Source organism: Propionivibrio sp. (assembly GCF_049316945.1).
Taxonomy (GTDB): domain Bacteria; phylum Pseudomonadota; class Gammaproteobacteria; order Burkholderiales; family Rhodocyclaceae; genus Propionivibrio.
In genome coordinates, this window is record NZ_JBMOJE010000016.1 from 16,013 (window position 1) to 28,317 (window position 12,305).

Genomic DNA, 12,305 nt, shown 5'->3' on the forward strand with positions numbered 1-12,305 from the left:
CCATGAAATCCTAAAAAACTGAGGCTTTTCGCTGTGCCCGCCGTGTTCGCCGTGTTTAAACTGAGGTTTTAAGGTTAATGAAGTCAGGACCGGCGTATCTGCCCTTTACTCCTGATCCGGCCCGGGTTCTGCATCATTGTCAGCCGCATTGCCGGCATCACTGCCGGACTCCTCGCTGATGCCCAGATCCACACCCTGACCATCATCGGTTTCGACGACTTTTTCCAGACCCGCAAGTTTCTCGCCAGCGTCCAGCGCAATCAGCGTGACGCCCTGCGTGGCGCGGCCCAACTCGCGGATCTCACTGACCCGGGTGCGAATCAGCACGCCACCAGTGGTAATCAGCATGATTTCGTCCTCGTCCTTGACCAGACGGGCAGCGACGACCTTGCCGTTGCGTTCGCTGGCGGCGATGGCGATCACCCCCTGCGTGCCGCGACCGGAATGGCGGAAATCGGCCAGCACGGTGCGCTTGCCAAAACCGTTTTCGGTCGCCACCAGCACCGTCTGCTGATGGTTCTCTGCAACTAAAAGTGAAAGCACCTGCTGGCCTTTGCCCAGACGCATGCCGCGCACGCCGCGTGCCGTACGGCCTATGGCGCGAACGTCTTCCTCGTCGAACCATACGGCCTTGCCGGCGTCGGAAACAAGAACGATTTCCTGCGTACCGCTGGTGATCTCGGCGCCGATGAGGAAATCGTCCTCATCGAGCGCGACGGCGATGATGCCTGCCTTGCGCGGGTTGGAAAAGTCGGAAAGCGGGGTTTTCTTGACCGTCCCCTGCGAAGTGCACATGAAGATGAAACGATCTTCGACGAATTCCTTGATCGGCAGGATGGCGTTGATCTTCTCGCCCTCTTCGAGCGGGAACATATTGACAATCGGTTTGCCGCGACCAGTGCGCGTTCCCTGCGGCACTTCATAAACCTTGAGCCAGTAAACCCGGCCGCGATTCGAGAAGCAAAGGATGAAATCGTGCGTATTGGCGATGAACAGATGGTCGACGAAATCGTCTTCCTTGACGGCGGCCGCCTGCTTGCCACGTCCGCCACGGCGTTGCGAGCGGTAATCGGAGAGCGGCTGCGACTTGATGTAACCAGTGTGCGACAGCGTGACCACCATGTCCTGCGGCGTGATGAAGTCCTCGATGCCGAGATCCTGCGTGTTCAAGACGATCTCGGAACGGCGCTTGTCGCCGAACTGGGCGCGAATACCGGTCAGTTCTTCAACGATGATCTCGCTGATCCGCTCCGGTCGCGCCAGGATATCCATCAGATCGGCGATACGGACGAGCAGATCGGCAAAATCGGAAACGATCTTGTCACGCTCAAGTCCAGTCAGGCGCTGCAGGCGCAATTCAAGGATGGCTTGCGCCTGCGCTTCGGACAGCAGATAGCCGTTTTTCGACAACCCGTATTCAAGGGCCAGGCCATCCGGGCGCGTCGCATCAAGCGTTGCACGTTCGAGCATTTGGCCAACCGTCGTCGACATCCACAGGCGCGCCATCAAGCCGCGACGCGCATCAGCCGGTGTCGGCGAAGCTTTGATCAGGGCAATGATCTCGTCGACATTGTCGAGTGCAACCGCCAGGCCTTCCTGGATGTGCGCCCGTTCGCGTGCCTTGCGCAGTTCGAAAACGGTACGCCGGGTAATCACCTCGCGCCGGTGCGAGAGGAAACAGTCGAGCATCTGCTTGAGGTTGAGCAGGCGCGGCTGGCCGTCGACCAGCGCCACCATGTTCATGCCGAAGGTATCCTGCAACTGCGTCTGCTTGTACAGGCAGTTGAGAACGACTTCTGGCACTTCGCCGCGCTTCAGCTCGATCACCACCCGCATGCCCGACTTGTCGGACTCGTCACGCAGATCGGAAATGCCGTCGATTTTCTTTTCGTTAACCAGCTCACTGACTTTTTCAAGCAGCGTGCGCTTGTTAACCTGATACGGCAGCTCGTCGATGATGATCGCCTGGCGATCATTACTATTCTTGATCGGCTCGAAATGTACCTTGCCGCGCATCACCACCCGGCCGCGCCCGGTGCGATAACCTTCGCGTACGCCGGTAACTCCGTAGATGATGCCCGCCGTCGGAAAGTCCGGCGCCGGAACGATGTCGATCAACTCATCGATCGTCATCTCCGGATTGCTCAGCAGGGCCAGACAGGCGTCGATGACTTCGTTGAGATTGTGCGGCGGGATATTGGTCGCCATGCCCACGGCAATGCCTGATGAACCATTGATCAGCAGATTCGGGATGCGCGCCGGCATGATCAGCGGTTCTTGCTCCGAGCCGTCGTAGTTCGGCCCGAAATCAACCGTCTCCTTGTCGATGTCGGCGAGCAGTTCATGGCCAATTCGAGCCATGCGCACTTCGGTGTAACGCATCGCGGCTGCATTGTCACCGTCGACCGAACCGAAATTGCCCTGCCCGTCGACCAGCATATAACGTAGCGAAAAATTCTGCGCCATGCGCACGATGGTGTCGTACACAGCCGTGTCGCCGTGCGGGTGATACTTGCCGATCACGTCACCGACGATACGCGCCGATTTCTTGTAGGCCTTGTTCCAGTCGTTGGACAACTCATGCATGGCAAACAAAACACGCCGATGCACCGGCTTGAGACCATCGCGTGCATCAGGCAGGGCGCGACCGACGATAACGCTCATGGCGTAGTCGAGATACGAACGGCGCATCTCGTCTTCAAGGCTGACGGGGATGGTTTCTTTGGCGAAGGGTTCCACGGGTTGTTCCATTTTGTATCCGGATAGTTCCAGCAAGAACCAAACTTCGACGTCGATGTTGTCGTCTTGGCTAAACCAGCTATTCTACCACGCCGTCTCACCCGACCAGAAACCGGAGAAAGCAAAACCAACTGATTTTTCGCTCTCGGTTGAAAAGTGCAATTTCACCGCCGGGCATGGCAAATTCTCAGGTGACAGCACTGAAATTCGCCTGCTTCTCGAAATTGCTGCTGATCCGAAGTAAGCTAGCCAAAATTTCAGCAAAATCCCCGCTTGTGCGGCTTTTTTCCCACAAAAACCACTCGGCCAATGAACACACCTATAGATCTACTCATCGAAGCGCGCTGGATCATTCCCGTTGAACCGACCAATGTCGTGCTTGAAGACCACGCCGTTGCGGTCGACAAGGGTCGAATTGTTGCAATTTTGCAACAAAATGAAGCCGGTGCCCGATTTTCCCCTCGCCAAGTCAAACGATTGCCCCATCACGTCCTTATTCCAGGCCTTGTAAACCTGCATACGCACGCCGCAATGACGTTGCTACGAGGTCTCGGCGATGATTTGCCGCTCATGGAATGGCTGCAAAAGCACATCTGGCCGGCCGAGGAAAAACACGTCTCCGCTCAATTCGTACATGACGGCACTCTCCTTGCCTGTGCCGAGATGTTACGCGGCGGCACGACCTGTTTCAACGACATGTATTTTTACCCGAAAGCCGCCGCTGAGGCAGCACTGGCCTCAGGAATGCGTGCTTCCATCGGGCTGATAACCCTGGATTTTCCGACCCCTTACGCGGCCGATGCTGACGACTATCTGGCCAAGGGGCTGGCTACCCGAGACGAGCTTCGCGATGAGCCCTTGCTCAGTTTTTGCCTGGCTCCGCACGCACCCTACACGGTCAGTGACCGGAACTTTGCCAAGGCGCTGACACTCGCCGAGCAGTGCGACCTGCCGATTCATCTTCATCTGCACGAAACAACCCAGGAGCTTGACGACAGCATGCGAATGTTTGGCGTGCGCCCCGTTGAGCGGCTACGCCGACTTGGGCTGCTCAGCCCTGGGCTGATTGCAGCGCACGGAACACATCTCGATGCCAATGAAATAACGCTTCTGGCTCAGCACGGTTGCTCGATTGCGCACTGCCCAAGTTCAAATCTCAAGCTTGCCAGTGGCATTGCCCCGATCGCCGCGCTGACCAGAAATGGCGTCAATGTTGGCATTGGCACCGATGGTGCGGCGAGCAATAACCGCCTGGACATTTTTCAGGAAATGCGCCTGGCCGCCTTGCTGGCCAAGGGATCCAGCGGGCAGACAAGCGTCATTGGTGCCCATCAGGCGCTGCGCATGGCCACCCTCGGTGGCGCTCAGGCACTTGGCCTTGACGCAGCAATTGGTTCCATTGCCAACGGCAAGGCCGCTGACCTGTGCGCCGTCAACATCAATGACATTGGGTTGACCCCGTGCTACGATCCGGCCTCGCTTCTGGTTTATTCAGCAGGGCGCGAGCATGTTAGTGACGTATGGGTGGCGGGCCGGATTCGTGTTGCTGACGGTTGCCTGCTTGAAACTAACGAAATTGAGTTGATAAATCTCGCGGCTTTGTGGCAGAATCAAATTCGTCCGCGCAAAGTTTGATCAAGTTGTTATAGATAATAGGGCGTACCAGGTCATGCGGACGAAAAACCGCAGGCTTTAACAAATAACTAACGAGGAAATCAAGATGAACAAAACTGTGAAACATTCAATGATGGCCTTGCTGGCCGCCACGCTCGGCCTTTGTGCTTCGCTGGCGCAAGCACAAGCTGTTGATCGCGTCTACGTTATCGACAGCCGCGGCGAAGTTGCCAAAAGCGGTACCGGCCTTTGCTGGCGCACCGGCTTCTGGACCCCGGCAGCTGCTGCCAAGGATCCGGCTGGTTGCAAATGCGACAAGGACCTGATCCCGAAGGAAATTTGCGAGCCACCAGCACCTGTTGTTGTCGCTGCTCCTCCTGCCGCGAAGACGTTTGGCGAGAAGATCACCGTAGCAGCCGATGCGCTGTTCGACTTCAACAAGTCTACGCTGCGTCCTGAAGGCAAGGCGAAGATTGACGAAGTTGTTGCCAAGTCCAATAAACTGAATCTGGAAGTCGTGATCGTTGTCGGCCATACTGACCGCATCGGTGGCAAGGCATTCAACCAGAAACTCTCCGAAAAGCGCGCCGCAGCGGTCAAGGATTACCTGGTCAGCAAGGGCATCCCGGCCAACCGTGTTTACACCGAAGGCAAGGGCCTGACGCAACCGGTCACCAAGCCCGATCAGTGCCCGAACAAGTTGGGCCGGGCAAAACTCATCGCTTGTCTGCAACCTGACCGTCGCGCTGACATTGAATTGATCGGCACTTCCAAGTAATTCTGCCGATGTTAATAAAAGCCCTGCTTCGGCAGGGCTTTTTTTGTTTCCACCATTTAAAGATACTCTGTGCACCATGCTCAACGCCGACCAGAACGAACTCGACAAATTCAGCCAACTCGCGCATCGCTGGTGGGATCCGAACAGCGAATTCAAGCCGTTGCACGAAATCAACCCGCTTCGTCTCGAATGGATTGATAAGCACGCCAATATTTCAGGAAAAAGAATTCTTGATATCGGCTGTGGCGGCGGAATACTCTCGGAAAGCATGGCTCAACGTGGCGCTTTGGTAACAGGCGTCGACCTCTCAGACAAAGCGCTCGGCGTAGCTCGTCTTCACCTGCTGGAAAGCGGTAACAAGGTTGATTACCGGAAAATATCGGCAGAAGAACTCGCTGACCAGGAGGCGGCCAGCTATGACATTATCACCTGCATGGAAATGCTCGAACACGTCCCCAACCCGGCCAGCTCCATTGCAGCCTGCGCCGCACTGGTCAAACCGGGCGGGCATGTCTTTTTCTCAACGATCAACCGCAACGCCAAGGCCTATTTGCTCGCTGTTATCGGTGCCGAATACGTACTCAAGATACTTCCCAAGGGTACTCACGATTACGCAAAATTCATCAAGCCCTCCGAGCTTTCACGCTGGGCAAAAAGTGTCAGGCTGGAACCCGATGAATTGATCGGCATGACCTACAATCCATTCAACCAAAGCTACAGCCTTGGACGCAATACCGACGTCAACTATCTATTGCACTGCGCCAGGGAAGCATGATGCCTCACGCATGCCTCGTTCGGCCAAAGGCGAACCTCCTTGATTTCACCGGGAGAGTAGTTCGGTTCAATGGCCTCGACCATGTTCCAACGTTGGACGTGCAGGCCACCCGTATGCGTGTATGCGCACATATCGAAATAGCATGTCCCGGGGAGGTCAGGAGCGCATCATGCTTCAATGAATACGGCACTCTTCAGGCATATAGTCTGTAGATCGCCTATTCACGGGCGTTACAGCGATACTTGCCGCTATCTCCATTGCTCCATTGCTGATCTGGTTGCCGAAAACAGCACCTGCACAATCTGACAGGCCGCCTGTTAGCTCGTCGAGTTCGAATTTAAAATTACTGTTAATGGATACTGGTAGCGGGCTCTCAACGGCAGATTGCGTCCGTTATCCGGCGGGGTTTCCGTCCTTCGCGATCACTTTCTCTGCCTGAACCCAGTCGTCGGCGGGTGCCCCGCCCTTGAATTGACGCTTCTCAGCGAGGTAGTACGCTGTCTCGCGAATCACTTGCTCTGGATCGGGAGCATGGATTATTTGCTCCTCCGCAGTCATTGCCATCCACGTATTGGCCTCTGCCAGTGCGGCGTGATCCTGGGCCGGGCTAGTTGATTCGGTCGGTTGAATTCCGGGCTGCCCGCCCTGATCCTGCGCTGTCACAAGGTGAATCGGTTGCCGCTCCACTTGATCATGAATCCCCACACTTTTTCCGGGGGCATCGTCCTTGGGCATCGACACACCGACGGGTTCGGCCAATCCAACAGGCATAGCCGCAGCATCTGGCACTACCTCTGGAAGGTCGGCGCGGGCTTCTTGCAGCGGCTCGATAGTCTTGTCAGTTTGCCGGGGTTGCAGCGCCGCCTCCTCCGGCACGCGCAATTCTCTTTTGCGCGTCTCCCACAGGAAGTTGCCGGCGATGAGCAGCGCGATCGCCAAGGGGTCAAAGACAAAGATGATCACCAGGATCACGTACTTGACCGCCTGTTCCACTGACACGTCAAAAGCCTGTGAAACGTAGACGATCGGTCCGGCATGCGTGTTGATGTTGATCTGCTGCACCCGCAGCCTGGGCAGTTCCGCTTCCAATTGCCGCAGACGCAGGTTGATGCGGTCGGCTTCACCCTTGAAGGCGCCGATGAGCTTTTGACGCCCTTTCACGATGTGTGCTGGAAGATTGGCTATCTGGGCATCAATCTCCTTCTTGCGCGCCTCCAGCTTGGCCTGTTCCTCCATGGTGGCGGTCACCAGGATCTGTTGCTGCTTCGTATCCTTGATGGCGCCCTGGAAGGCGGCGGAGAGATAGCCGAACGCACCGGCCGAGGTGATGGCCATCAATACCGCGGTGGCCAGAATCATGTACAGCCTGAGCGCCTTGGGTGCCGTGCCCCAGCGCTTGTACAGGAAGGAAACGGTGACGATCTTGCCCACGTCGAGCGCCCCAGCCAGGGCGATGATGATCGGATCGGCGCTAAACAGGCTTGAGAGCCCGATGATTGATATCCAGGTTCCGAGGCCCTCGATCAGGAACGCCGAGGCAAAGGTCAATAGTGAGAAGATCATGGGAAGAGAAGAAATTCAGGAGTTTGTGATGGCGCTCGGTACCTGCAAGATCTTCTTGTCTTGTGCAGCAAGGCAGCTTTGGCGGTGTCCAGGGCGACGTCAGGGGCGGGTTCGACGTTCATCTTCATCTATCTGGTCTTTCGATTATCCTATGGCAAATTGATTGGGTCCGCCGTCCTCGGCGCGGTAGAGCGCCACGTCGGCCAAGCGCAGCACGGTCTCGGCCGGCTCGCTTACCTCCGGACTCTTCGCGGCCACGCCAATGCTGACCTTCGCCTTGCCGTGTCGCCATTCCTCGTGCAGCGTGCTGTCGACTCCGTTGCGGCACGTAAAGTTTCCGGGGATTCCGATTTCTAGCTTGATGTCAGCGGCCGAGTATCCTTGACATGACCAATGGTTGCACTTGGCGCCTAAAAAGTGAGCAGATAACCAAGCCCTGTCATTCACCTCAAGGGCACGAGTGCCAGCCAGCAACGAGCATCATTCATGTCAAATTCTATTTTTTTCATGCTGGTGATTGGGCAAGGCGAATGCAGTGGGCGGAGTTTGTCCGGCAAGACTCTATTGAGATTTCGCGTATGACATTGACCGGTGTACAGAAGCCAAGGATACTCCGTATTATGCGGTTGATATTTCCTTTCCTTTTGCAGTCGAAACGGTCGCAACCCTTTGAACAGCCCTGCTGAATTACTTACCTCATCTATTCTGCACTGCGGCCAGCGGCAACGTTTCCTGCAATTTGGCGGCATCTACCTTGTACTGTGGATAGGCATCTGGTTCGTCGCTAGCCTGATTGACAGCCTGGGCTTCGTCAGCCTGTGGTTTCTGCCAGCCGCCCTGCGCTTTTGCTGCCTGCTTTTTTGGCTGGCTCGGGCTCCTGCTTGAAATGCTGACCCATCTGGCGTGTGGTCTGCTGCAACTCACACTACCGGGAGATCGCATCTCCATCTTCCTTTCCGCGCAGACACTCTGGCTGCTCTATGGCTGGTTTGCGCCATTACTTGCCTCTGCTGCGGTGATCCTTCCCCTGCGTCGGTGGATGCGTCATCCTTGGGATTTCACCCAGCCCGGCCTTGCCCTGCACTATCAGGTGGTAATGATTGCCATCGCCCTGGTGGGATTGTGGCTCAGCAGTGCGGTTGAATCCCGCAACCGGCTCATGCTGCGCTACCGTAATTTCGCCAGCATTTCCAATGATCTGCTCTGGGAGACCGATTCCGAAGGTCGCTTGCTCGAAGCCAGCGGGCGGCTGGCCAACGAGCTTGCGCTGTCGCCGGGTCAACCCTGGCGGTCGCTGCTGGGCGAAGTTTCGCAACCGCAATTGGCTGCGCTCGAACACGCCCTGACTCAACAACAGCCGTTTCGCCATCTGGAGATCACGTTGCAAAGCGCCGGTGATGCTCCGCGCTGGATTCAACTCAACGGGCTGCCGCTGCGCGACGATTCGGGTAAGTTGACGGGCTATCGCGGCACCGCCGTTGATGTCTCCCGCTCACGTCAGGCGGAAGCGCTGCTACTCAACTGCAACGAGGACCTGCTTGCGGAAGTGGCGGAGCGCACCCGCGCCCTGGACCAGACGAATAGCGAACTGGAGACCAAGGAACGGCATCTGCAGGTGTTACTGGCCGCGGCCCCGGTGGGCGTGCTGGAACTCGATGACGCCCAGCACTGCCGCTACCTTAACGTCAATGGCTGCACGCTGACCGGCTGCACCCAGGAACAGGCTCATGGCCTCCCCCTTCTCGACTTCGTGCATCCCGATGACCGCGAGCATGTGGAGTTCGCCTGGAAAATCAATCGGCAAAGCGCTACGGTGCACTGGCTGGAGTTCCGGCTGAACCGCACCAACCTGTGGTGCGCCGCTTACTGGATCAACCTGAGGCATCCCGATCAGTCCATGGACGGGGCGATCATGGTGCTGACCGACTCCACCGCTCGCCGCCAGCAGGATGAGCGGCTATGGAACCTGGCCCACCACGACCCCCTGACCGACTTGCCTAACCGCAACCTGTTCAGGGGCCGGAGCGTGCAGGCCTTGAGCCTCGCCAGGCGCCGCGAAACTGGAGCGGCGCTGCTGTGCATCGATCTCGACGGCTTTAAGGCCGTTAACGATCATCTCGGCCACGCTGCCGGCGATGAACTGCTGCAACAGGTGGCTCAGCGGCTGAAGAACCGGCTACGCGACAGCGATACCGTGGCGCGGATGGGTGGCGATGAATTTGCCGTGATCATGCCAGAAATCACGGAACCCGAGCATGCGCTGCAAGTGGCCACTGAATTGGTAACCAGCCTGGCCGAGCCGTTCAATCTGCCACAGGGGCTGGTGTACATTTCGGGCAGCATCGGCGTCGCACTGTATCCGCAACACGCCGATACCATCGAAACGCTGACACAGTGCGCTGACCGGGCAATGTACACCGCCAAACATGCCGGTAGATCAAGTACAGGTATGGAATGGCGGGCGTCGCCTGGCTGTGGACGCCAGCGTATATTCGAAGGGGAACGAAACTTCCATCGGATTGCCGGGACTACACGTTCCGGACAGAAGAAATAGGACGGACTAACGGGCATGGCTCTGATAGGCACCCCAAGAAATGAAAAGCATGCCCGTTAAAACATCCGGATCGAAGCTAAGTACCGATAGCCTTCGATCTGCGAAACAATAGTTTGCATAAGGAGGTTTCAAATGATCGTCAAAGGCATTATTTTCGATATCAACGGAACGATGACCGATATCCTGACTGACGAAGCGGACGACGAGGTGTATCGCGTCATCAGCAATCTTATGTCATATCAAGGCATCTTGCTCGATCCTGCCGAAGTCAAGCAGTGCTATTTTCAGACGTTGCAGGAACAACGTGCGGCAAACGTTGAACGCCACCCCGAATTTGATGCCGTTGAAATCTTCCGCAAGATGATGACGCAGCACGCGACGGATTTCACAAACGCCCTGCCGGCCGCGAAGCTTGAACAGCTTCCGCGACTTCTTGCCGAGACATTCCGTGCCGCATCCCGCTTCCGCTTGCAACTTTATCCTGGCGTCGATGAAACCATCCGGCAACTGCACCAGAATTATCATCTGGCGATAATTTCCGATGCGCAAAGCGCCTACGCCGCTCCGGAGCTGAACGCCGTCGGACTCTCCAGCTATTTCGACCCAATCATCGTTTCGGGAAACTTCGGCTACCGCAAGCCCGACGAACGCCTTTTCACAGCCGCATTGAAGACCATGAAAATGGAGTCAGCAGAGGTTCTTTATGTGGGCAATGACATGTACTGTGATGTTTTCGGCGCGCAGCAACTCGGGATCAAGACGGTCTTTTTCAGATCGAACCAGGGAAGGCAGGAAGCGGCAGGCGCAGAGCCAGACTATATTATTTACAATTTCCCTGAGTTGCTGAACGCCATCCGTTTTTTCGAAAGCCGATAGGCGCTGCACCAGGCACATGCCCGGAGAGCCACTGTTTATCTTGCTCTCCAGCCATGCACATTATGCTGCATCCTTGCTCTCGACACATCGATAAAACGAAGGAGAAACACCCATGAACGCCCTACTGCCCAGACCCGACCCCCAAGGCCTGCTCGAATACTCGGTGGTCTATACCGACCGGGCGCTTAATCATATGTCACAACGCTTTCAGGGCGTGATGAAGGACATCTCGCGCATCCTGAAGACCGTTTACAACGCGAAGTCTGCCATCATCGTGCCGGGCAGCGGCACCTTCGGCATGGAGGCGGTGGCTCGCCAGTTCGCCACGGACAAAAAATGCCTGATTATCCGCAACGGCTGGTTCAGCTACCGCTGGACGCAGATTTTCGAGATGGGGCGTATTCCTGCCGAGAGCATCGTCCTCAAGGCCCGCCAGATCGGCAGCGGCAGCAATGCGCCCTTTGCTCCAGCGCCGGTTGAAGACGTTGTGGCCGCGATTCATGAACACCAGCCGGATGTCGTTTTCGCCCCGCATGTCGAAACGGCCTCCGGCATGATTCTGCCCGATGACTACCTGCGCGCCGTCGGCGCCGCGGTGCGAGCGGTCGATGGCCTGTTCGTCCTCGATTGCATTGCTTCCGGCACGGTCTGGGTCGACATGGTCGCCAACAACGTCGACGTCTTGATCAGTGCGCCACAGAAAGGCTGGAGCGCTTCGCCGTGCTGCGCACTGGTTGCGCTCAGCGAGCGCGCCCGTAGCCGGATCGATGCCACCAGCAGCAGCAGTTTTGCCTGTGACCTGAAAAAATGGCTGCAGATCATGGAAGCCTTCGAGGCCGGCGGACACGCTTACCATGCAACCATGCCCACCGACGCGCTTGCCACTTTGCGCGATGTAATGCTGGAAACGGAAGCCTACGGCTTCGACAAGGTCTGCCGCGAACAGCAGGAACTTGGTCGCCAGGTGCGCGAACTGCTGGTCGGCAAGGGCTTCCCGAGCGTCGCGGCTGAAGGTTTCCAGGCGCCCGGAGTAGTGGTCAGCTACACTACCGACCTGGAGATTCAGTCGAGCAGGAAATTCCTCAAGATCGGCATCCAGGCTGCTACAGGCGTCCCGCTTCAGTGCGACGAACCCGCTGATTTCCGCAGCTTCCGCATCGGCTTGTTCGGCCTTGAAAAGCTTCACAACCCGGAACGAACGGTGAACAGCCTTGAAGAGGCGTTGAACAGCCTTGGGTAAAGGCGGTGAGTCTGCAAATTTTTAAGTCAGCCTGTCTGCATTATATTCCACGGGATTGCTCTGGAGAGCCCATGGATAGGCGATCTTCAGGCCATGCCTTGGGGACCCGCGTAAACAAAGGCTCTCCAGGCAACTTTCTGTAGATCGCCATTTGACGGGCGTTGCA

The 12,305-nt window shown here is 56.9% G+C and carries 9 protein-coding genes; 6 read left to right on the top strand and 3 right to left on the bottom strand.

Translation table 11 applies throughout. The features are described 5' to 3' along the window. Nucleotides 1-105: 105 nt before the first annotated feature. Complete coding sequence (gyrA, locus tag ACOYNV_RS05695; RefSeq protein ID WP_422898819.1) at nucleotides 106-2,739, bottom strand: DNA gyrase subunit A; 2,634 nt, start codon at nucleotides 2,737-2,739, stop codon at nucleotides 106-108. A gap of 309 nt (nucleotides 2,740-3,048) precedes the next feature. Here gyrA and ACOYNV_RS05700 point away from each other — a divergent pair, with 309 nt between their 5' ends. From ACOYNV_RS05700 to ubiG, 3 genes are all read left to right on the top strand, one after another. Beyond that, complete coding sequence (locus ACOYNV_RS05700) at nucleotides 3,049-4,374, top strand: TRZ/ATZ family hydrolase (RefSeq protein WP_422898785.1); 1,326 nt, start codon at nucleotides 3,049-3,051, stop codon at nucleotides 4,372-4,374. Nucleotides 4,375-4,459: 85 nt separating this feature from the next. Beyond that, the gene (locus tag ACOYNV_RS05705) at nucleotides 4,460-5,131 is read left to right on the top strand and encodes an OmpA family protein (protein WP_422898786.1); all 672 of its coding nucleotides are present in this window, start codon (nucleotides 4,460-4,462) and stop codon (nucleotides 5,129-5,131) included. A 76-nt stretch (nucleotides 5,132-5,207) separates the two neighbouring features. After that, nucleotides 5,208-5,906: a bifunctional 2-polyprenyl-6-hydroxyphenol methylase/3-demethylubiquinol 3-O-methyltransferase UbiG gene (gene ubiG / locus ACOYNV_RS05710; protein WP_422898787.1), complete on the top strand. Its 699-nt coding sequence runs from the start codon at nucleotides 5,208-5,210 to the stop codon at nucleotides 5,904-5,906. Between the two features lie 393 nt (nucleotides 5,907-6,299). On the opposite strand, the gene ACOYNV_RS05715 is transcribed toward ubiG, so the two are convergent. Together ACOYNV_RS05715 and ACOYNV_RS05720 are read right to left on the bottom strand one after the other, a co-directional pair. Beyond that, entirely contained in the window at nucleotides 6,300-7,454 is a 1,155-nt protein-coding gene (locus tag ACOYNV_RS05715) for a DUF2934 domain-containing protein (RefSeq protein ID WP_422898788.1), read from the bottom strand. Nucleotides 7,455-7,613: 159 nt separating this feature from the next. Then, nucleotides 7,614-7,916, bottom strand: coding sequence for a hypothetical protein (locus tag ACOYNV_RS05720; protein WP_422898789.1), 303 nt, complete (start codon nucleotides 7,914-7,916; stop codon nucleotides 7,614-7,616). Nucleotides 7,917-8,355: 439 nt separating this feature from the next. Here ACOYNV_RS05720 and ACOYNV_RS05725 point away from each other — a divergent pair, with 439 nt between their 5' ends. From ACOYNV_RS05725 to ACOYNV_RS05735, 3 genes are all read left to right on the top strand, one after another. Beyond that, the gene (locus ACOYNV_RS05725; protein WP_422898790.1) at nucleotides 8,356-10,023 is read left to right on the top strand and encodes a diguanylate cyclase domain-containing protein; all 1,668 of its coding nucleotides are present in this window, start codon (nucleotides 8,356-8,358) and stop codon (nucleotides 10,021-10,023) included. A gap of 132 nt (nucleotides 10,024-10,155) precedes the next feature. Further along, nucleotides 10,156-10,899 carry an HAD family hydrolase gene (locus ACOYNV_RS05730; RefSeq protein ID WP_422898791.1) on the top strand — a complete coding sequence of 248 codons (744 nt, stop codon included), beginning with the start codon at nucleotides 10,156-10,158 and terminating at the stop codon, nucleotides 10,897-10,899. A gap of 112 nt (nucleotides 10,900-11,011) precedes the next feature. After that, nucleotides 11,012-12,139, top strand: a complete 1,128-nt coding sequence (locus ACOYNV_RS05735) for an alanine--glyoxylate aminotransferase family protein (protein WP_422898792.1) — start codon at nucleotides 11,012-11,014, stop codon at nucleotides 12,137-12,139. Nucleotides 12,140-12,305: the final 166 nt, after the last annotated feature.